The sequence below is a fragment of the Bacillus sp. S10(2024) genome, from assembly GCF_050473865.1.
Classification (GTDB): Bacteria; Bacillota; Bacilli; order Bacillales; family Bacillaceae_G; genus Bacillus_A.
In genome coordinates, this window is record NZ_JBFLUR010000002.1 from 4,012,784 (window position 1) to 4,032,962 (window position 20,179).

Sequence of the window (20,179 nt, forward strand, 5' to 3'; positions counted from 1 at the left end):
AGTGTAAACTTCCTTGGTTATTTTAATTGCTCAAAAGCATATTCTGCCATCTTTTTGGCATCGGGATAAACTGTTTTGCGGCCAGTAGAGAGGACAACGGTGATCACTCTTTTCCCGTCTTTTTCATCTATTGTAACGACCGTATATTCTGCTAATGCTGAAAGACCACTCTTACTTCCAATCGCATGTGGATCAGCGTACAATTCCTCACGTCCATAGTTTGCGATCTTTTTCGTTTGCATAGATGTGTGCACTGTTGTATGAATGGTATTCATATCTTGCAACACTATTGGATATTTTAATGCTTCTTTTGTAATAAGTGCCAAATCATATGGTGAAATTTTATTACTAAGCGCATCAGCTCCGCTTGCATTTTTAAACGTTGTATGTGTTGCTCCCAGTTGTTTTGCTCGTTCATTCATCATTTTTGCAAACTTTTCTTTGGAACCGGCGATATGCTCTGCAATCGATTCGGCAATTGGATCGGCACTAATGACAAGCATGAGCTTTAATGCTTCATCACGCTTTAATTTTTCTCCGGCATGCAGTGTAATTTTTTTGCTTTGGCTTTCTGTTTTTATCGCATGTTCTGTCACAGTAATTTCTTCATCTTCTTTTACATTTTCCAGTAAAAGGAGAGTGGTCATCATTTTCGTTACACTCGCTGGATAGGAACGATCATGTTCACGTTTTCCGTATAAAATGTCTCCTGTTTTTGCATCAATCGTCACGCCGTACTTTCCAGATATATCAGGCTGATTGGCCTTAACTATTTGCCTATGCGCATATAAAGAAAAAATCATTGCAATAAATAATGTAGCTGAAATAACAAGTAGTGTAATGGTTCGTTTCATTATGTACCCTCTTTTATGTATGAAATAGACAGCGATATAGCTCATTTTTCATTATGCCATGTTCGCTGCCTATAGTTGTACTATTATTTTTCACCCATATTGTGTTTCTTATATTGCTGATTATTTCCTTGGCGGCCTTTTTCGATGCCGCGATCAACTGGGCCAGCATTTCCTGTTACGCTTGTTGAACTAATACCTGCTTTTGATGGATTTTTTTTAATTTTAGCCATAAGTTATGCCTCCGTTTGATCAAGTGTTTTAAGAAAGGAAGTTCACTACATATCATGTCCAAAATATGAAAAAAGAAATAAGTTCAGAAAATTTTATTTTTAAATATATTGCGAAAATTTAAACGTTAGCATATATTTATTAGTAGAGGCTCACTCATAGATTGCGACGTTTGTCGAAAAATTGAATGAGCATTCATTCAAGAATAAGGGGGAGAATTGGATGTTCCAAATTAAAAAGGCTGCAGTTCTTGGTTCTGGTGTAATGGGTTCTGGGATTGCTGCACATTTAGCTAACATCGGTATACCGACATTATTGCTTGATATTGTACCACCATCGCTGACGAAGGAAGAAGAAGCGAAGGGACTTACATTAGAACATAAAAGTGTACGAAATCGTTTCAGCAACGGAGCGTTGCAAAAGTTGTTAAAGCAAAAACCAGCTCCTCTTACAGTAAAAGGAAACTTAGCATTAATTGAGGCGGGCAATATGGAAGATGACATGGAACGCCTTGCTGATGTTGATTGGATTATTGAGGTTGTTGTTGAAAATTTAGATGTTAAAAAGAAAGTATTTGAAAAGGTAGAAGCTGTTCGTAAACCAGGTTCTATTGTGAGCTCAAATACATCGGGTATTTCCGTTGAAAAGATGATCGAAGGGCGTTCAGATGACTTCAAAAAACATTTCCTAGGAACGCACTTTTTTAACCCACCACGTTATTTAAAACTTCTTGAGATTATACCAACAAAAGATACAGATTCACATGTGTTAGAATTCATGAAACTATTTGGCGAAGATGTACTAGGCAAAGGTGTTGTGGTTGCAAAAGACACACCAAACTTTATTGGAAACCGCATTGGTACGTACGGACTGCTTGTAACGCTGCAAGAAATGGTAAAACGCGGTTATAGCGTTGGAGAGGTAGATTCTGTAACAGGTCCGTTAATTGGTCGTCCAAAAAGCGCAACGTTCCGTACATTAGATGTTGTCGGATTAGATACATTTGTTCACGTTGCAAATAACGTATATGAAAATGTAAAAGAAGAAGAGCGCGAAGTCTTTAAAGTACCAGCATTCATGCATGACATGTTAGAAAGAAAATGGCTTGGAAGTAAAACAGGTCAAGGCTTCTTCTTAAAACAAGGAAAAGAGATTTTAGAGTTAAATCCTGAAACGATGGAATACGAAGCACGTAAAAAATTAAAGGCAGCTTCTGTTGAGATAAGTAAACAAGAAAAAGGATTAGCGAATAAATTGAAAGCGCTTGTATATGCAAAAGACCGCGCTGGTGAATTGTTATGGAACATTATTACACCGACTCTTCTATATGCAGCAAAGCTTACGAAAGAAATTGCTGATGATATTGTTGCAATTGATAATGCGATGAAGTGGGGCTTCGGCTGGGAGCAAGGTCCGTTTGAAATTTGGGATGCAATTGGTGTTGTGAAGTCCGTTCAGAAGATGGAAGAGAACGGTCAAGTTGTTCCAAATTGGGTAAAAGAAATGATTGAGAACGGTGTTACATCATTCTATAAACAAGATAATGGCGAGAGTTATTACTATGATAACGGTGAGTACAAACAAATCGTTCGTAATAAAAAAGCAATTTCTCTAAAACAATTGAAAGAGAAAAATGGCGTACTAAAGAAAAATAGCGGTGCAAGCTTAATTGACTTAGGAGATGGCGTTCTTTGCTTAGAGTTCCATTCTAAGAGCAATGCGATTGGTATGGATATTACGCAAATGATTAACTACGCTGTTGATGAAGTAGAGAAGAATTATAAAGGGCTTGTTATCGGAAACCAATCGAAAAACTTCTGCGTAGGTGCAAACCTTGCGATGATCTTAATGGAAGCACAAGACGACAACTACTTTGAAATTGAGTGGGTTGTGAAAAGTTTCCAAGATGCAATGATGAAAATTAAGTACTGCTCAAAACCAGTTGTGGCAGCGCCTTACGGTATGACACTTGGCGGCGGTACAGAAGTTTGCTTACCAGCAGCTAGCATTCAAGCTTCTAGTGAAACGTATATGGGACTAGTAGAAGTTGGTGTTGGTTTAATCCCTGGCGGAGGCGGTAACAAAGAGCTATACATTAAGCATCTAAACAAAATGGCAAATGGTGTTGAGTTTGATCTGCAAAAAGTCGCAAACAAAGTGTTTGAATCAGTAGCGATGGCGAAAGTTTCAACATCTGCGCAAGAAGCAGTCTCTCATAACTTCTTAGGCGATAAAGATGGCATTAGCGTCAATGGTGATCACTTACTATACGATGCAAAACAAAAAGCACTTACTTTATATGAAGCAGGCTATAAAGCACCAATTCGTAAAAAGATTCCAGTTGTTGGGGAAACAGGGTATGCAACGCTTGCGCTTGGAGCAGAAGCAATGCATTTATCTGGCTACATTTCCGAGTATGATCTGCACATTGCGAAAAAACTCGCATATGTCATTGCTGGCGGAAAAGTCCCATATGGAACAGAAGTGGATGAGCAATATTTATTAGATATTGAACGCGAGGCGTTTATTAGTTTAGTGAGCGAAATGAAATCACAAGCAAGAATGCAGCACATGCTTGTAAAAGGAAAACCATTACGTAACTAAGGAGGAAGATTGTTCATGAGAGAAGCTGTTATTGTTGCAGGGGCAAGAACGCCTATCGGGAAAGCGAAGAGAGGATCATTAAATACAGTGCGTCCTGATGACTTAGGAGCATTAGTTGTAAAAGAAACGTTAAAACGTGCAAATAACTATGACGGTCCAATTGACGATTTAATTTTTGGCTGTGCGATGCCAGAAGCAGAGCAAGGTTTAAATATGGCACGTAATATCGGCGGGTTAGCAGGGCTTTCTTATGACGTTCCGGCTATTACCATTAACCGTTACTGTTCTTCAGGTCTGCAAAGTATCGCTTACGGTGCAGAGCGCATTATGCTTGGTCATTCAGAGGCAGTATTATCAGGCGGCGCTGAATCAATGAGTTTAGTGCCGATGATGGGGCACGTTGTTCGTCCGAATAGCCGCCTTGTTGAAGCGGCTCCGGAATATTATATGGGCATGGGACATACTGCAGAACAAGTTGCTGTAAAGTATGGTATTTCCCGTGAGGAGCAAGACGCATTTGCAGTAAGAAGCCATCAGCGTGCGGCAAAAGCATTAGCAGAAGGGAAATTTGCAGATGAAACAGTGTCTGTTGATGTAACGCTTCGCACTGTTGGAGTAAATAACAAGCTGCAAGAAGAGACTATTTTGTTCTCACAAGATGAAGGCGTAAGAGCAGATACGACGTTAGATGTACTTGGGAAACTGCGTCCAGCATTTAATGTGCGCGGAACTGTAACTGCTGGTAACTCCTCACAAATGAGTGACGGCGCAGCGGCAGTATTACTAATGGATCGTGAAAAAGCAGTAAGCGACGGATTACAGCCGCTGGCGAAATTCCGCTCCTTCGCAGTAGCTGGTGTACCGCCAGAAGTAATGGGAATTGGTCCAATTGCAGCAATTCCGAAAGCATTAAAATTAGCGGGCTTAGAGTTATCTGATATTGGCTTATTTGAACTAAATGAAGCATTTGCATCGCAATCCATTCAAGTTATTCGCGAACTTGGACTAGATGAAGAAAAAGTAAACGTAAACGGCGGAGCGATTGCCCTTGGACATCCACTTGGCTGTACAGGATCAAAATTAACATTATCTCTTATTCATGAGATGAAACGCCGCAACGAACAATTCGGTATCGTAACAATGTGTATCGGCGGCGGAATGGGTGCTGCTGGAGTGTTTGAATTACTGTAATAAAAGTGGAAGCGGCTCGCTCAGAACAGGAGGGGGGATGGAGCTTCTGACAAAGAGGAGCTTTTTGCCTCGGCGGAAGACGCGAAGCCACCGACTGTTTTAGCCGCTGGAACTAGATAATATAAAAACGGACTTAGATAAATAAAGAGGGTATGCAAAAAAAGAAGGCTAGCTTCTCTTATAACAAGAGAAGCAGCCTATGAAAATATGAAGGAGGAATTTTTCATGGAAAAAACAGTAGGAAGTGCAGTAAAAGGCGGTAGCTTTTTAATTGATGATATTACAATCGAGCAAGTATTTACGCCGGAAGATTATAGCGATGAGCATAAATTAATTGCGAAAACGACAGAAGATTTTATTGTAAATGAAGTATTACCAGAGCTTGAATATTTAGAGAAACATGAGTTTGATCGCTCTGTTCGCTTATTAAAAGAAGCTGGCGAGCTTGGTTTATTAGGTGCTGATGTACCGGAAGAGTACGGCGGTATTGGTCTTGATAAAATTAGTTCTGCATTAATCTCAGAGAAGTTTTCTCTTGCAGGCGGCTTTGCAATTACACACGGTGCTCACGTTGGGATTGGATCGTTACCAATCGTATTATTCGGTAACGAAGAGCAAAAGAAAAAATATTTACCTGCGTTAGCAACAGGTGAAAAGTTAGCTGCATACGCATTAACAGAGCCAGGTTCTGGATCTGATGCATTAGGCGCAAAAACAACGGCTCGCTTAAATGCGGAAGGTACACACTACGTATTAAACGGTGAGAAACAATGGATTACAAACTCTGCTTTCGCTGATGTATTCGTTGTATATGCGAAAGTAGATGGCGAACATTTCTCAGCGTTTATCGTAGAGAGAGAATACCCAGGTGTATCTACAGGCCCGGAAGAAAAGAAAATGGGTATTAAATGTTCTTCTACTCGTACATTAATTTTAGAAGATGCATTAGTACCGAAAGAAAATGTACTTGGTGAAATTGGTAAAGGTCATGTTATTGCCTTTAACATTTTAAATATTGGTCGCTATAAATTAGGTGTTGGTACAGTTGGTTCTTCAAAACGTGCGTTAGAAATTTCAGCGCAATATGCAAATCAGCGTCAACAATTTAAACAACCAATTGCTCGCTTCCCATTAATTCAAGAGAAACTTGCAAATATGGCAGCGAAAATTTATGCAGCTGAAAGCTCTGTATATCGTACAGTTGGTTTATTTGAAAGCCGTATGAGCACATTATCGGAAGAAGAAGTAAAAGACGGAAAAGCTGTTGCAGCTTCTATTGCTGAATATGCAATTGAGTGCTCTTTAAACAAAGTATTCGGTTCTGAAGTATTAGATTACGTAGTGGATGAAGGTGTCCAAATCCATGGTGGTTACGGATTTATGGCAGAGTACGAGATTGAAAGAATGTACCGCGACTCTCGTATTAACCGTATTTTCGAAGGTACGAACGAAATTAACCGCTTAATCGTACCAGGTACGTTCTTGCGTAAAGCAATGAAAGGTGAATTACCACTTTTACAAGAAGCACAAAAATTACAAGAACAGTTAATGATGATGATGCCAGAAGAAGTAGGCGATGAGCCATTAGCGCTTCAAAAACATTTAGTGAAAAATGCGAAGAAAATTGGCTTAATGGTTGCTGGTTTAGCTGCTCAAAAATACGGTAAAGGCTTAGACAAAGAACAAGAAGTTCTTGTGAACATTGCGGATATCGTAAATAACTTATACGCAATGGAATCAGCTGTTCTTCGTACAGAAAAAGCAATCAAAGTAACTGGCCTTGAGAAGAACAAACAAAAAGTTCTTTACACAGAAGTATTCTGCCAAGAAGCATTCAACCAAATCGAAGCAGATGCAAAAGAAACAATTATCGCTGTTGAAAATGGCGATATGCTGCGCATGATGTTATCTGCACTTCGTAAGCTAACACGTCACACACCAATTAACGTTATTCCGAAGAAACGTGAAATTGCAGCGAAAGTGTTAGAGGATGAGCGTTATACAGTTTAATAAATAAGAAGGAGCTGCCTTTGAGGCAGCTCTTTCTTTCGCGTTTGACAATATATTGACGCACTCGATAGTTGTATAAAGAGAAATTAAAGAATAAAAAATATAAATGCTATGTATCCAACTGAAATAAAACCTACTAATGTCTGACCAATAACATTAATCTTTATATGAATATCATTTTTCCAATCTTTAGCCATCATATAACTAAGTGAAAAAGCAGAAACAAATGGACAAAAGAAACCTATTATTCCACATACACTATTCCAATCATTAAACACATCAACAAAAAACGTTATCAACAATGTAATATTAGTTGCTAGTAATAGGTAATATTTCAAAAACAACAGCCCTCTCATAAATCAATTACTAATTTAGTTTTTACCATAAACCTGCCCTTTAATTAAATTAAGCAACATCATAATCTCTATAATTATTTTAACATAAATTACCTTATTTTTCAGATTTTCACCCCCTTAAAACCTCAAATAACAACAAAAATTACACCTGAAATTTTTGTGTGACAATAGCCAATATCAGCATGTTAAAACTCAATAAAATCTTATATAAAAATAAAAAACGAGAATAAAACCTGTACGACTTTTCTCCTTGATTTACAATGCTATTCTAATGTTTCTTCACGTTATCGGAACTACTTAATATAAAACGGCTACTTCTTTTTTTGCCCAAAAATGGAATTTCTAGTGACGAAAACTAATGGCATTAGTATAATGAAACTAATACCATTAGTTTTCGGAAGGGGAGCTGGAAATATGAGAATGGTGCACGAAAAAACAGTATATCAATTGTCATTTTTACCAAGAGTGTTTCCTATAAATTGTTATTTTGTAGAGGAAGAAGATGGTTTAACTTTAATTGATGCGGCTTTGCCATATAGCGCAAAAGGCATCTTACAAACGGCTGAGAAAATAGGAAAGCCGATTACTAATATTGTATTAACACATGCGCATGATGATCACATCGGTGCACTAGACGCATTAAAAGAAGTACTTCCTGATGTTCCAGTTTATATTTCTAAGCGGGACGCAAGGCTGTTAGAAGGAGATACGACATTACAAAGAGATGAACCGAATACGCCGATAAAGGGCGGTGTACCTAAAAAGGTGAAGACGAGACCAGATTTTTTATTAGAGGATGGAGACCGAATTGGATCGCTTCTTGCGATTATGACACCTGGACATACACCAGGCTCCATGTCGTTTCTTGATACACGAAATAACGCTCTTATTGTAGGAGATGCATTTCAAACAAGAGGGGGCACAGCTGTTTCGGGACAAATGAAATTTTGGTTTCCGTTTCCTGCAATGGCAACGTGGAGTAAAGAAGTAGCATTACAGAGTGCAGAAAGGCTAAGAGAATATGAGCCTTCCTTACTCGCGGCAGGGCATGGAAAAATGATAAATAATCCAGGCGCTGCAATAGACTGTGCCATTGAGGAAGCAAAGCGAAATATAGAAAGTATGAAAGAGGGTTAATTTATGTCACCGAGAATCGGACTTACATTACAGAAAATTGTAGTCACAGCGGCAGAAATCGCAGATACAAATGGCATACAAGAAGTAACATTAGCGTCATTATCGCAAAGGCTGGGAATACGTTCTCCTTCTCTATACAATCATGTGGAAGGGTTACAAGATGTCCGAAAGCATCTTGGTATTTACGGAATAAAGCAGCTACACGGGGCACTGAAAGAGGCGGTTGAGGATAAAAGTATGGACGAAGCAATTCATGCATTAGGAGAAGCGTACGTATCATTTGTCCGAAAACATCCTGGATTGTATGAAGCAACTTTTTTACGGGATGAAGAAGTGCAACAAGCAGGAGACGGAATTGTAGAGCTTTGTCTTCGGGTTTTACAGCAATACGGCTTAGAAGGAGAGAATGTACTTCATGCGACGCGCGGACTAAGAAGTATTTGTCACGGATTTGCGTCAATTGAACAACAAGGCGGATTTGGGTTGCCGCTGGAGTTAGATGTGAGTTTACATTTATTATTGGAAACATTTATTAAAGGACTGTATGTGATGAAAGGATAAAACCTTAGAAGCGATTCTAAGGTTTTTTCGTGCATACAATTTCAAAAGAAATAAATACTAAATCGTGAATGAACAAAGAAAGGAAGGTCGTCACAATGCAAAATTTAACTGAACTTGAAGTAGAAAATTTGCGTCATCTGATTGGCGGGCATGCAACAGTTATTAACAAATTACAAGAGTATGCACAGACATGTACGGACCCGCAGCTGAAGCAAATGTTACAAAAAGATGTGCAAGATGCACAAAATACGAAACAGCGATTAATGTCGTTTCTAGGATAGGAGTGCAGAGAATATGAATGAAAAAGATATGGTGAACGATTACTTAGCCGGGTTAAATGCAAGTTTAACGGGTTATGCAAATTACATTGCGCAAGCGAATAATGAACAATTACATCAAACGTTAATTCAAATTCGTAATCAAGATGAAGTAAGGCAACGTAATTTATATGAATATGCGATGCAAAAAGGCTATTATCAACCAGCAGCTGCAGCAAATCCAATGGTTGTACAGCAGTTAAAAAGTCAATTGAATGCACAATAAAGTGAAACTTTAATCAGTGGGGGTTACCTTCATCGCCCGCTAATTATCAGCTCTCATCAATTGGGCTTTTACGGGCAGTAATACTGCCCGCAAATAGCGGGATAAAAACAGAAATATTTCAAAGCGGATAACGTAATCGAGACGTTACCCGCTTTTTTGTGAAAATAAAACATTCGGAACTTTGTCGGAATTATGTGCAAAGGGACATAAAATGTCTATATTATTTGTGATACTTTTCACAAGTTGTACATGGTTTCTATGGTAAAAGCTTCTATAATAAAACGTGTGAGTTATATAAAACAAAGAAGGCTATATTAGGAAGCAGGGGAGATCATCATGAATAGAAGTACAAGAAAAGTTGCAATTATAGGTACTGGGTTAGTTGGATCTAGCTGTGCGTATTCTATTGTGAATCAAGGAATCTGTGAAGAATTAGTGTTAATTGATATTAATCATGAACGAGCAGTTGGCGAAGCGATGGATTTGTCACACTGCATGAATTTTACAAATACAAGAACAAAAGTATATGCAGGAACTTATGAAGACTGTAAGGATATGGATATTGTTATTGTTACAGCAGGACCTACTCCAAAATCAGGACAAAGTCGTCTGGATACTTTAAGAGCAGGTGCGAAAATTATGGAAAGTGTCGTGTCAGAGGTTATGAACAGCGGATTTCAAGGTATTTTCTTAATTGCCTCTAATCCAGTTGATATTATGACTTACCAAGTTTGGAAGCTATCCGGTCTTCCGAGAAACCGTGTGATTGGTACTGGAACATCTTTAGATTCTTCTCGCTTACGAACAATTTTGTCTGAAATATTTGAGGTGGATCCGCGTAGCATTCACGGTTACTCATTAGGACAACATGGCGATTCACAAATGGTTGCTTGGTCTCACGTAACAGTTGGCGGAAAACCAATTCTCCAAATTTTAGAAGAGCAAAAAGAACGATTTGCAGATATTGATTTAGATTCGATTGTTGAACAAACTGCAAAAGCGGGTTTAGAAATTTCTAAACGAAAAGGAACAACTTATTACGGCACCGGGAACTCCTTAGCTTATATTGCACGTTCTATTTTTAATGATGATTATCGTGTTATGGCTGTATCAACAATTCTAGATGGTGAATATGGTGAGTATGAAATTTGTACAGGTGTCCCAGCTATCATAACAAGAGATGGTGTAAAAGAGATTGTTGAGCTGAGCTTAACAGAAGCTGAAGAAAGTCAATTTGCACAATCAAATGATATTTTACGTGACTATATGAAAATAATTGGTTGCTAGATTAGATGAAGGTAAAACAGATGAAGGAATATATCATGCCTCGTATATTTAAAGGGTCTGCAGGAATTGCACAAGGTATTTTCGTATCTCTTGGAATTGGCCTACTGATTGAGAATATAGGAAGAATTGTCGATATTCCAACGTTAATTACAATCGGAATTGTTGCGAAATCACTTATGGCGCCGGCAATTGGAGCAGGGATTGCTTTTATGCTCGGAGCAAATGGACTTGTCATTTTCTCAGCGATGGTTGCAGGAACGATTGGAGCTGGAGCGATTTCGATTACTACAGCCGGTTTAATGATTAAAACTGGCGAACCAATCGGTGCGTTATTAACAGCGACGCTAGCGATTTATATCGGTAAACGGTTAAGCGGAAAAACAGCTTTAGATATGATGCTCGTTCCGTTTGCGTCAATATTAGGTTCAGGTTTAGTCGGTATTTGGTTATCTCAAAATATTACGCCGGTCTTAAATACAGTTGGGGAATTTATTAAAGATAGCTCAGCTGGTAACCCGTTTATCGCGTCTATTGTACTTGCAGTTGTTTGGGGGTTGTTATTAATGTCTCCAGCGTCATCAGCAGCTCTAGCAATTGCACTTAGCTTAGATGGTGTGGCAGGCGGTGCTGCACTTGCAGGATGCGTCGCTCAATTTATTGGATTCGCTGTTATTTCTGCGAAAGAAAATAATTTAGGCGGTATTTTAGCGCAAGCTCTTTGTACACCGAAAGTGCAACTTCCGAATATCACTAGAAATCCAATGATTCTTGTACCAACTGTTGTTGCGAGTGCGATTGTAGGTCCTGTATCAGCGCTTGTCTTCCAAATCACAGCAGGGAAAGAAATTGCAGGTCTTGGACTTAGTTCTTTAATCGCACCAATTAATTTGATTTCAAGCAAAGGATTGAGCGTTGTTCCAGCGATGATGATTACTTATATCGTAATTCCAGTAGCTGTTTCTTATATACTGTATATGATTTTGAAAAAAACAGGTCGCATTAAACCTGGCGACATGACTGTACCACAATCTTAAAGACTAGTAAGAGTGTTTTAAAATATGCCAATTTGAAAATCTCCTCTTACATAGAGAAAAGCAGACTGAAGAAGCCACAGTCTGCTTTTGTTGTTATAGATTATACGCCGGCTTGCACAGTAATCTTTTGCTCACGTGATTCAAATACATAGTGCATGGCTGCATAGAGGAAGCTTCCTAGTACGACACCTGCTACCACATCTACAAAGGCGTGCTGTTTTGTAAATAAGGTAGACAAAATAATGAGCACACCAACAAATATTAGCAGGCAGTACATCCATTTACTTTGTTCCTTTCGCTTAAAGGCTGTAATCATAATGACAAATGTTGTGAGTACGTGAATACTAGGAAAACAATTCACTGGTTGATCGAGACTATAAATATAGCGTACTAAATTAGCAAATACATCATTGCCGATTACTTCAGGGCGTGTTACTGTTGTTTGCCACATATAATAGACGCTAAAGGAAGTGAGTTTCCCGAATAGGACACTACTTAATGTAACATAATAGAGTTTTCGATCTGCAAAGCAGTAATAAATAAGAGCGCCATATAAATAAGGGAACCAAAGTAAATATGGAACGATAAATTCTTTTGTGAATGGAATCCATTCATCTATTTTTGTTGTTACATTTACAGCGCCTACTGTGGAGTGATTGAGCACGTCATAAAGGGCACTTACAGGTATAAGTAGGAGTAGGTAAGATAATGGGATAAAGGCTGAAAACTTATTATTTTTCATAGTAATTCTCCTATTTGTAATGTAATAACTTAGAACTTGAAAAATTATAATATAAAACATATAAATGAACCATCGATTTTTCTAACATTTTTTACAAATAACCTTACAGTTTTGTCACTATATCATATTATGAGGTCTTGATGCAGGTGTGCTTAAGAGAAGTTACCATTAATTAAACGTTTGTTTAAGTAGTATGTTCGTTTTTTATGCCTTAATCAAACGTTTGTTTAAGTAGTATGTTCGATTTTATGGCACTAATCAAACGTTTGTTTAAAACGCTAGCTAGAGAATTGGCACAGTCAAAACGTTCTATAATCTTTTTTTTATTAACCACCTTATTTATTCAAAGAAAAGACAAATAACGATACATATTACATATCGCTATTTCTCTTTTTTTATTATAAACTATTTAACGTAATATAAAGATAAACAAGGAGGTCGTGACTTAATGTCATTTCTAAAAAATAGTAAAATTGGTACAAAATTAAACATGTTAATGATTACAGCCACTATTGCATGTATTCTTTTATCGATCATAGGAGTTATGGGATTAAAGAAAACAGGTGAATCTTCTGCAAGTATGTATAAAGAAAGGTTACTTCCGATTTACTGGATAGAATCTGTAGAATCTAATTTTCATTATACACTTAAGAACCTGACAGAACTTATGATTACAACAGACGAACAAAGAAATGAACAATTAGTAAGTAACATGGAGCAAGCACGAAACAAAAATAATGAGTTATTAAAAAAGTATGAGTCTGGAATAAGCTCGCAAGAAGAAAAACAATTATATGAAAATTTTCAGAACAATCTTCATGAATTAAGAACGCATATAGATAAATCAAAAGGTTTAGCAATTCAAAATAAAAATGAAGAGGCGTATGCTTACTATTTAAAAGAAGTCGATCCTAGCATGCAAAAAACAGCTAAATCTATTCAAGAGCTCATCAGCTATAATAGTAATCAAGCAGAAAAATTACAGGAAAATAATATCAATAGTGCGCGGGATGCAGTGCTTATGTTTATTGTTATTTCAGTTATAGCTGCTATTAGTATTATATTCATTGGATATATTATTAAAAGATCCGTTAGGAATCCAATTGCTTTACTGCGGCATGATATGGAACAAGTGGCAAATGGTAATTTAATGATACGTACTTCCTATGAATCAAATGATGAATTAGGAAATATCGTTACTTCTTTTAATCATATGTTAGATAACTTGCAACAACTAATGGAGAAAATCAAAATAACGACAGAAGAAATTATTTCCTCTACAGATAGCATGTTACAGAATACAAAACAGGCATCTCAAATCTCTACCGAAGCTGTTCAAACAATTCACGAAGTGAACAAACAAATAGTAGGACAAGTTACGAGTATTCAAGAGAGTTCGATAGCAATGAATGACGTAGCAGATGGCGTTCAAATAGTAGCTGAATCCGCATCAACTGTTGCTGAAGTTGCTGTTGTCACAACAGATCGTGTGAATAGTGGAAGTGAAGTTATCAAGCAATCTATTACGCAAATGAATAATGTTCATAAAGTTGTTGAGGAAACATCTACGGTGATAGAACGTCTTGTTATGCGTACGCAAGACATCGATAAAGCTTTAAATGCGATTACGAATATTGCGGAGCAAACAAACCTTCTTGCTTTAAATGCTGCAATTGAGGCAGCCCGTGCAGGAGAAAATGGTAAAGGTTTTGCAGTTGTTGCAGCTGAAGTGAGAGATTTAGCTGAACAGTCAAAGCAATCGGCAAGTGAAATTAATGATTTAATTAAGTCTATCCAACAAGATACAAAAGATACTGTTCAAATCATGAAAAAAGGGCAAGAAGAAGCAACACAAGGAAGAAATGCTGCTAATGAAGCAGACCAAGCATTTTCAATTATTATGAAAGACATTCATAAAATATCACATCAAATTCAAGAAGTCTCAGCGACAACAGAAGAAATGTCCGCTGGAACAGAAGAAATTAACGCTTCATTATTGGTAGTATCAGAAACTTCTACAAAAGTAGCGAAAGATACGAATCAGACTGTAAAAGCAATTCAAACACAAGCATCGTCAATTACAGAAATAACAAATCAATCTATGCAAATAAAAGGAAAAATCGAAGAATTAGAAGGATTGATTTCACAATTTAAAATTGAAGGATAAACATTATCTATAAATATAAGAGAAGGCTAATTAAAAAGCCCCCAATTTCAAAATGTGTTAGCGTTTAAGTAGTGGGGATTTGACAGTCGTCTCTTTTTCTTCTTTTTTGCAGCATTATTACTTCAATAAAATATCATGCAAGGACTTAAATAGATTGGTTATATATATTGATATATTTGGTAATCCTTTCATTTAATGGTGCTAAAAATTCTGTAAATCCCGAACTCGTTGCACAAACGCCATTTATATGATGTAAAGAAAGTTTCTCGTGTAAGAGAAATTCACCTTGATGTCCAAATACTTGTATATGCGCATTCATTTGCTCTGAATCTTCTTGTGTCGATACAAGGATGTAGTGAAATGCCTTTACAGGAATGGCGTGCGTTTTACAATACATATTTTCATTTTTTATGCCGCTTTGTGTTGTTATTTGAAACTGGAGAATTTCTTTGTTTATAGTAATGGAAAATGTTGTTGTTTTTAACTTTGTATCGGTGAACTTATCGAGCTCTTCAAGTTGCAACTGGATTGTAGTTTGATCTGGAAATTCGTAAATTTGTTGCTGGATTACTGTGCGAATTGGTAGCTCCATATAATAAATAATCTCCTTTTCTTTATGTGCTATAACATATAGAACAAAAGAACTAATATAAAAATTTCAAGTAATACATAAGGGTAATTTTTTATTGTTCATTAAAGAGAATACATGATGATTTATTAAAAAACAATATAAATTAATATAACATTTTGTATTTTAAAAACTATATATAAATGTCTATGGATATTCTATTGAGATAATTTTTTTCGATAGTGAAATGTTTTTAAGAACCTGTAAAAAAAATAAAAATTTTGCAGGATAAAAGAAATTTCTAGCGAAATAAGTAAAAGTTTGAAATGAAAAAATATTTCTTATATGATAAGGATAAAGGTTAGTGAAAAGTAGGTGAATGTATGTCAGTAACATTTTATTCATACCCAAAATGTGGAACATGCCAAAAGGCAAAAAAATGGTTAGATGCAAATGATGTAGCGTATGAAATGGTTCATATTGTTGAAAATCCACCTTCTAAGGAGGAACTTCGTAGTATATATGAAAATAGTGAATTACCACTAAAGAAATTCTTTAATACAAGTGGAATGCGTTACCGCGAGCTTGGGTTAAAGGAAAAGCTAAAAGATGCAAGTGAAGAAGAAATGTTGGACATGCTCGCTTCTGATGGCATGTTAATCAAACGACCAATTGTAACAGGCAGTAATGATGTAACGGTTGGCTTTAACGAAGAGCAATTTGAAAGCGTGTGGAAAAAGTACCAATAAGGTGCTTTTACATAATTAATAACATTCATTGGAGGTACAGACATGAGCATTCCAAAACAATTACGTTACTCTGAAGAACACGAATGGGTACAAGTTGAAGGCAACCAAGTTATTATCGGTATTACAGATTTCGCACAACACGAATTAGGAGATATCGTATTCGTTGAACTTCCTGAAGTTGGTGCAACAATTGCAGTTGACGAGCCATTCGGAAGTGTAGAGTCTGTTAAAACAGTTTCTGAATTATACGCGCCTGTAGCAGGTAAAGTTGTAGCAGTAAACGAAGATTTAAATGACAAGCCAGAGCTTGTTAACGAGTCTCCATACGAAGGTGCATGGATGATTAAAGTTGAGCTTGAAGATGCAGGTCAAGTAGAGAAATTATTAACTGCAGAACAATACGAAGAAATGATTAATCAAGACTAATCTAAAAAAGACAGCTGAGAGCTGTCTTTTTTAGTTGTGCGGTTTTTAAAGGTATTTGTATTATATGAAATGCCGATTGAAAAACCAACAAAAAGACCTTTCTTTTTAGGTGCGCAAGAACATCTGGCCATGCATAGAAGCGGTCAGGGCCCATTTCCTGCACCTCTACGTCAGAAGCTCCATCCCCCGCACATTCTAGACGAGCCGCTTCCGCTTTTAATCACAAAAATAAACAGGAAACAACATTAAAATATCGAATATACTATATACTAAAGACAAGGTTGTATCATAGTATATGCTGATCGGGTGATGCTAAGTGGTCTATGTGGAAAAAGTAATTATTGTTGAAGGTAAGTCAGATAAGAGAAAGATCGAAACGATTATTAGAGAACCGGTGGAAATTGTTTGTACAAATGGTACAATTAGTTTGTCGAAAATGGATGAACTCATTGACCAGCTGTATGATAAAGAAGTATATGTTCTTGTGGATGCAGATGATGCAGGAGAGAAATTACGCAAACAGTTTCGCCGAGAATTTCCACATGCTGAACATATTTACATCGACCGTTCGTATCGAGAGGTTGCGACTGCACCGTCATCTCATTTAGCGAACGTTTTATGGGGAGCTGACATTGACGTCTATACAGAATTTTTACGGTAAGGAATGGTACAATGATTGATTGGACAGGACATGAAGCAGAAGCTGCAGTTAGAGACCAAGAAAAAACGGTGTTATACGTATATACGCCAATGTGTGGTACGTGTCAGCTTGCGAAAAAAATGTTAACGGTTGTTGAGGCAGCGTTGTCTCATTTAGAAATTGGAATGCTGAATGTAAATTATGCACCGCATTTTGCGCGGGAGTATCAAATTGAAAGTGTTCCGTGTTTACTTATATTTGAGAAGAATCAGCTTGTAAAGAAAATATATGCATTTCAATCTGTGGAATATTTATATATGGAATTACAATAGGCGGCAAAAATTTTGCCGCCTCGACATATTTCTTGGGAAATAGTAAGGAATAAATGTTTTTTGGTACAGCTTTTGTCGAGAGAATGATACAGGAGAGCGCGTTATAAAAATGGAATGGTTATATGTAAAACGTGATATGAGGAGTGTGATAAAGATGAAATTGTATTCACTGCTTCAATCATTTGTAACATATGCCGATACGCAATGTCACTTAGAACCATTATTACCACAATTCGAGAAGATTGTTTGTTTTACTTTCCAAGATGAATGTTATTCATTAAATATTTCAAGAGAGAAAATTGAACTTATAAATGGTGCGGTGGGAACAGAACAGCTTGTTTGTTTTCAAGAAACAGATTTGCGATTGTTGATTACAGGGCAAGTCCGCTTGCAGTCGCTATTGCGCCGAAATGCGATTACATATAAAGGGACTTATCGAACGATGTTATTATTAGAATCGGTATTTCATATTTGCAAACCGTTAAGAGTTGGCGCTTAACTTTCAGAAAGTTTATTTTTTGCTAAAAATTTCTGTTGACATCTATTTCATGCGTTGATACAATTCAAAACATAAAATAACGAAAACTTCATAACGATAAAATCAGACGAAATTTATATCTGATTTTCTCTTATCAAGAGAGGTGGAGGGACTGTGCCCTATGAAACCCGGCAACCGTCAACTTATGTTGAAATGGTGCCAATTCCTGCAAAGCGAATGCTTTGAGAGATGAGAGGAAAGGATAATAGTAATTTATGTATATAAACCTTTCTGCTCATTTTAAAGCAGAAAGGTTTTTTTGTTGTCTCGGTGTAAGGAGGATGCTTGAACAACAAAACGTTTTTATAGTGATGGCGGAGAGCCGCTTACGCTTTTATAATCTAGCTTCAACGGCTAGCTCCTCGCGTCTAAGAACCTCCCGCACGAAAAGATAAAAAGCATCTTTTGTGCGCGAGAACCTTAGCCGATCAGAGCTGAACGAGCCGCTTACGCTTTTTAATTAAAAAAGAGGTGACATCTATGATCATATTGGAGAATGTAAAGAAAATATATCGTTCTAAACACGGTGATGTTACTGCTGTGGATGATGCGAATTTACAAATAGAAAAAGGCGAGATTTTCGGCGTTATCGGTTATAGTGGTGCCGGAAAGAGTTCGTTAATTCGCTTGTTTAATCAGTTGGAGAAACCAACGTCTGGAAAGATTACGATTGGAGCGCGTGTAATTTCGGCAATTACAGGTAAGGAACTTCGCGAAGCACGTCAAGAAATCGGGATGATTTTTCAGCACTTCAACTTGCTTTGGTCACGAACTGTTCGTGAAAATATTGCTTTCCCGCTTGAAATTGCTGGGGTGACAAAAGAGAAACGAGATCAGCGTGTAGATGAATTAATTCGTCTTGTTGGTTTAGAAGGGCGAGGAAATGCGTATCCATCTCAGCTAAGTGGTGGACAAAAGCAGCGCGTTGGTATTGCGAGAGCGCTAGCGAATAATCCGAAAGTATTATTGTGCGATGAAGCAACGTCAGCGTTAGATCCAGAAACAACAGATCAAATTTTAGATTTGCTTCTCGATATTAATAGGCGTCTTGGGTTAACAATTGTACTTATTACACATGAAATGCATGTCATTCAAAAAATTTGTAACCGCGTTGCAGTTATGGAAAAAGGGAAGATTGTTGAAAGTGGCAGCGTGTTAGATGTATTTCGTAATCCGCAGCAAGACATTACAAAGCGCTTCGTTAAGCAAATAACAGATTCTGAAGATGCGGATGAAGCAATCGAGCATTTAGAAGAGAAATATCCGGAAGGAAAGGTCGTGAAACTGCAATTTATTGGTGAAGCAGTAGAAAGACCAGTTTTACAAGATTTAATGAAGCAAGATGGAGTGGAAGTGAGCATTTTGCAAGGGAATATTGCACAAACGGCAAACGGGGCGTATGGAAGCTTAATTGTCCACTTAAATGGCGACGAAGATGTGATTGCAAAAGCAATTGCAACGATTCAACAAGAGCAAGTCGAGCTGGAGGTGATTGCACATGGATAATCTGCTTCAAAATGTCGATTGGGATACAATGCTAGAAGCTACCGGGGAAACGCTATATATGACAGCAATTGCCACACTGGCAACATTTGTATTTGGTCTTATTCTAGGGTTATTACTGTTCCTTACAGGAAAAGATAATTTATGGGAGAACAAACCAGTCAATGTTATAATCGGTACGTTTGTAAATATTTTCCGTTCTATCCCGTTCATTATTTTAATTATTTTACTGATTCCGTTTACGAAGTTTCTTCTAAACACAATTCTTGGAGCAAGTGCTGCACTGCCAGCATTAATTGTTGGAGCGGCGCCGTTTTATGCGAGAATGGTTGAAATTGCCCTTCGTGAAATTGATAAAGGTGTCATCGAAGCATCGAAAGCGATGGGGGCAAAGACGAGTACAATTATTTTAAAAGTACTGATACCAGAATCTTTGCCAGCACTCATTTCGGGTATTACAGTAACGGCGATTGCACTTGTGGGCTACACAGCGATGGCTGGAGTAGTTGGTGCAGGCGGTCTTGGGACACTTGCTTATTTAGAAGGATTCCAGCGCAACAATAGCGATGTAACTCTCATGGCAACAATTCTTGTGCTTGTAATCGTATTTATTATTCAAGTGCTTGGTGACTTCTTTACGAAGCGACTTGATAAAAGATAAAGAAGAGTTTTCGTCTCAGACGAAGACTTTTTATAAAAAAACTATTTA

21 protein-coding genes and 1 riboswitch are annotated in these 20,179 nt (G+C 37.3%); of the genes, 17 read left to right on the forward strand and 4 right to left on the reverse strand.

Features of this window, described 5'->3' with window-relative positions:
• Window positions 1-17 precede the first annotated feature (17 nt).
• Window positions 18-854: a D-alanyl-D-alanine carboxypeptidase family protein gene (locus AB1280_RS20315; RefSeq protein ID WP_429756805.1), complete on the reverse strand. Its 837-nt coding sequence runs from the start codon at window positions 852-854 to the stop codon at window positions 18-20.
• An 83-nt stretch (window positions 855-937) separates the two neighbouring features.
• A complete protein-coding gene (locus tag AB1280_RS20320) occupies window positions 938-1,084 on the reverse strand; it encodes a YuzL family protein (protein WP_272189152.1) in 147 nt (48 codons plus the stop codon).
• 220 nt (window positions 1,085-1,304) lie between these two features.
• Here AB1280_RS20320 and AB1280_RS20325 point away from each other — a divergent pair, with 220 nt between their 5' ends.
• The 9 genes from AB1280_RS20325 (at window position 1,305) to AB1280_RS20365 (ending at window position 11,805) form a co-directional block, all read left to right on the forward strand.
• Window positions 1,305-3,686, forward strand: a complete 2,382-nt coding sequence (locus AB1280_RS20325) for a 3-hydroxyacyl-CoA dehydrogenase/enoyl-CoA hydratase family protein (protein WP_429756806.1) — start codon at window positions 1,305-1,307, stop codon at window positions 3,684-3,686.
• Window positions 3,687-3,701: 15 nt separating this feature from the next.
• The gene (locus AB1280_RS20330) at window positions 3,702-4,877 is read left to right on the forward strand and encodes an acetyl-CoA C-acetyltransferase (protein WP_429756807.1); all 1,176 of its coding nucleotides are present in this window, start codon (window positions 3,702-3,704) and stop codon (window positions 4,875-4,877) included.
• A gap of 225 nt (window positions 4,878-5,102) precedes the next feature.
• On the forward strand, window positions 5,103-6,887 hold the full coding sequence (locus AB1280_RS20335) for an acyl-CoA dehydrogenase family protein (RefSeq protein ID WP_272189155.1): 1,785 nt from the start codon (window positions 5,103-5,105) through the stop codon (window positions 6,885-6,887).
• A gap of 770 nt (window positions 6,888-7,657) precedes the next feature.
• Window positions 7,658-8,380 carry an MBL fold metallo-hydrolase gene (locus AB1280_RS20340; RefSeq protein ID WP_429756808.1) on the forward strand — a complete coding sequence of 241 codons (723 nt, stop codon included), beginning with the start codon at window positions 7,658-7,660 and terminating at the stop codon, window positions 8,378-8,380.
• A gap of 3 nt (window positions 8,381-8,383) precedes the next feature.
• On the forward strand, window positions 8,384-8,941 hold the full coding sequence (locus AB1280_RS20345) for a TetR/AcrR family transcriptional regulator (protein WP_429756809.1): 558 nt from the start codon (window positions 8,384-8,386) through the stop codon (window positions 8,939-8,941).
• Window positions 8,942-9,036: 95 nt separating this feature from the next.
• Window positions 9,037-9,222 (forward strand): hypothetical protein, encoded by a 186-nt coding sequence (locus AB1280_RS20350; RefSeq protein ID WP_272189159.1) that lies wholly within the window; start codon window positions 9,037-9,039, stop codon window positions 9,220-9,222.
• 13 nt (window positions 9,223-9,235) lie between these two features.
• Window positions 9,236-9,484: a spore coat protein gene (locus AB1280_RS20355; RefSeq protein WP_272189160.1), complete on the forward strand. Its 249-nt coding sequence runs from the start codon at window positions 9,236-9,238 to the stop codon at window positions 9,482-9,484.
• Window positions 9,485-9,820: 336 nt separating this feature from the next.
• Window positions 9,821-10,771 carry an L-lactate dehydrogenase gene (locus AB1280_RS20360; protein ID WP_429756810.1) on the forward strand — a complete coding sequence of 317 codons (951 nt, stop codon included), beginning with the start codon at window positions 9,821-9,823 and terminating at the stop codon, window positions 10,769-10,771.
• A 20-nt stretch (window positions 10,772-10,791) separates the two neighbouring features.
• Window positions 10,792-11,805, forward strand: coding sequence for a PTS transporter subunit IIC (locus tag AB1280_RS20365; RefSeq protein ID WP_429756811.1), 1,014 nt, complete (start codon window positions 10,792-10,794; stop codon window positions 11,803-11,805).
• Window positions 11,806-11,905: 100 nt separating this feature from the next.
• On the opposite strand, the gene AB1280_RS20370 is transcribed toward AB1280_RS20365, so the two are convergent.
• Entirely contained in the window at window positions 11,906-12,547 is a 642-nt protein-coding gene (locus AB1280_RS20370) for a phosphatase PAP2 family protein (protein WP_272189163.1), read from the reverse strand.
• A gap of 448 nt (window positions 12,548-12,995) precedes the next feature.
• Between AB1280_RS20370 and AB1280_RS20375 the strand changes: the two genes are divergently transcribed.
• A complete protein-coding gene (locus AB1280_RS20375; protein WP_429756812.1) occupies window positions 12,996-14,714 on the forward strand; it encodes a methyl-accepting chemotaxis protein in 1,719 nt (572 codons plus the stop codon).
• Between the two features lie 145 nt (window positions 14,715-14,859).
• Here the strand turns inward: AB1280_RS20375 and AB1280_RS20380 are convergent, their stop codons facing one another.
• Window positions 14,860-15,306 (reverse strand): DUF3978 family protein, encoded by a 447-nt coding sequence (locus tag AB1280_RS20380; RefSeq protein WP_429756813.1) that lies wholly within the window; start codon window positions 15,304-15,306, stop codon window positions 14,860-14,862.
• A 359-nt stretch (window positions 15,307-15,665) separates the two neighbouring features.
• Here AB1280_RS20380 and AB1280_RS20385 point away from each other — a divergent pair, with 359 nt between their 5' ends.
• The 7 genes from AB1280_RS20385 (at window position 15,666) to AB1280_RS20415 (ending at window position 20,131) form a co-directional block, all read left to right on the forward strand.
• Window positions 15,666-16,031, forward strand: coding sequence for an arsenate reductase family protein (locus AB1280_RS20385; protein ID WP_272189166.1), 366 nt, complete (start codon window positions 15,666-15,668; stop codon window positions 16,029-16,031).
• 42 nt (window positions 16,032-16,073) lie between these two features.
• Complete coding sequence (gcvH, locus tag AB1280_RS20390; protein ID WP_272189167.1) at window positions 16,074-16,457, forward strand: glycine cleavage system protein GcvH; 384 nt, start codon at window positions 16,074-16,076, stop codon at window positions 16,455-16,457.
• A 316-nt stretch (window positions 16,458-16,773) separates the two neighbouring features.
• Window positions 16,774-17,118: a toprim domain-containing protein gene (locus AB1280_RS20395; RefSeq protein ID WP_272189168.1), complete on the forward strand. Its 345-nt coding sequence runs from the start codon at window positions 16,774-16,776 to the stop codon at window positions 17,116-17,118.
• An 11-nt stretch (window positions 17,119-17,129) separates the two neighbouring features.
• Window positions 17,130-17,429, forward strand: coding sequence for a thioredoxin family protein (locus AB1280_RS20400; protein WP_272189169.1), 300 nt, complete (start codon window positions 17,130-17,132; stop codon window positions 17,427-17,429).
• Window positions 17,430-17,583: 154 nt separating this feature from the next.
• Window positions 17,584-17,928 (forward strand): hypothetical protein, encoded by a 345-nt coding sequence (locus tag AB1280_RS20405; protein WP_429757377.1) that lies wholly within the window; start codon window positions 17,584-17,586, stop codon window positions 17,926-17,928.
• A gap of 127 nt (window positions 17,929-18,055) precedes the next feature.
• Window positions 18,056-18,163, forward strand: a riboswitch (SAM riboswitch).
• A 284-nt stretch (window positions 18,164-18,447) separates the two neighbouring features.
• Window positions 18,448-19,473 (forward strand): methionine ABC transporter ATP-binding protein, encoded by a 1,026-nt coding sequence (locus AB1280_RS20410; protein ID WP_272189172.1) that lies wholly within the window; start codon window positions 18,448-18,450, stop codon window positions 19,471-19,473.
• Window positions 19,466-20,131 (forward strand): methionine ABC transporter permease, encoded by a 666-nt coding sequence (locus AB1280_RS20415; protein ID WP_272189173.1) that lies wholly within the window; start codon window positions 19,466-19,468, stop codon window positions 20,129-20,131. Before AB1280_RS20410 ends, AB1280_RS20415 begins: the two co-directional genes overlap by 8 nt.
• The last annotated feature ends 48 nt before the right edge of the window (window positions 20,132-20,179 follow it).

What these genes read in the sequence shown, in the direction of transcription:
- AB1280_RS20315 (WP_429756805.1), bottom strand. Translation starts at nt 854, where the DNA reads ATGAAACGAACCATTACACTACTTGTTATTTCAGCTACATTATTTATT.
- AB1280_RS20320 (WP_272189152.1), bottom strand. Translation starts at nt 1,084, where the DNA reads ATGGCTAAAATTAAAAAAAATCCATCAAAAGCAGGTATTAGTTCAACA.
- AB1280_RS20325 (WP_429756806.1), top strand. Translation starts at nt 1,305, where the DNA reads ATGTTCCAAATTAAAAAGGCTGCAGTTCTTGGTTCTGGTGTAATGGGT.
- AB1280_RS20330 (WP_429756807.1), top strand. Translation starts at nt 3,702, where the DNA reads ATGAGAGAAGCTGTTATTGTTGCAGGGGCAAGAACGCCTATCGGGAAA.
- AB1280_RS20335 (WP_272189155.1), top strand. Translation starts at nt 5,103, where the DNA reads ATGGAAAAAACAGTAGGAAGTGCAGTAAAAGGCGGTAGCTTTTTAATT.
- AB1280_RS20340 (WP_429756808.1), top strand. Translation starts at nt 7,658, where the DNA reads ATGAGAATGGTGCACGAAAAAACAGTATATCAATTGTCATTTTTACCA.
- AB1280_RS20345 (WP_429756809.1), top strand. Translation starts at nt 8,384, where the DNA reads ATGTCACCGAGAATCGGACTTACATTACAGAAAATTGTAGTCACAGCG.
- AB1280_RS20350 (WP_272189159.1), top strand. Translation starts at nt 9,037, where the DNA reads ATGCAAAATTTAACTGAACTTGAAGTAGAAAATTTGCGTCATCTGATT.
- AB1280_RS20355 (WP_272189160.1), top strand. Translation starts at nt 9,236, where the DNA reads ATGAATGAAAAAGATATGGTGAACGATTACTTAGCCGGGTTAAATGCA.
- AB1280_RS20360 (WP_429756810.1), top strand. Translation starts at nt 9,821, where the DNA reads ATGAATAGAAGTACAAGAAAAGTTGCAATTATAGGTACTGGGTTAGTT.
- AB1280_RS20365 (WP_429756811.1), top strand. Translation starts at nt 10,792, where the DNA reads ATGAAGGAATATATCATGCCTCGTATATTTAAAGGGTCTGCAGGAATT.
- AB1280_RS20370 (WP_272189163.1), bottom strand. Translation starts at nt 12,547, where the DNA reads ATGAAAAATAATAAGTTTTCAGCCTTTATCCCATTATCTTACCTACTC.
- AB1280_RS20375 (WP_429756812.1), top strand. Translation starts at nt 12,996, where the DNA reads ATGTCATTTCTAAAAAATAGTAAAATTGGTACAAAATTAAACATGTTA.
- AB1280_RS20380 (WP_429756813.1), bottom strand. Translation starts at nt 15,306, where the DNA reads ATGGAGCTACCAATTCGCACAGTAATCCAGCAACAAATTTACGAATTT.
- AB1280_RS20385 (WP_272189166.1), top strand. Translation starts at nt 15,666, where the DNA reads ATGTCAGTAACATTTTATTCATACCCAAAATGTGGAACATGCCAAAAG.
- gcvH (WP_272189167.1), top strand. Translation starts at nt 16,074, where the DNA reads ATGAGCATTCCAAAACAATTACGTTACTCTGAAGAACACGAATGGGTA.
- AB1280_RS20400 (WP_272189169.1), top strand. Translation starts at nt 17,130, where the DNA reads ATGATTGATTGGACAGGACATGAAGCAGAAGCTGCAGTTAGAGACCAA.
- AB1280_RS20405 (WP_429757377.1), top strand. Translation starts at nt 17,584, where the DNA reads ATGAAATTGTATTCACTGCTTCAATCATTTGTAACATATGCCGATACG.
- AB1280_RS20410 (WP_272189172.1), top strand. Translation starts at nt 18,448, where the DNA reads ATGATCATATTGGAGAATGTAAAGAAAATATATCGTTCTAAACACGGT.
- AB1280_RS20415 (WP_272189173.1), top strand. Translation starts at nt 19,466, where the DNA reads ATGGATAATCTGCTTCAAAATGTCGATTGGGATACAATGCTAGAAGCT.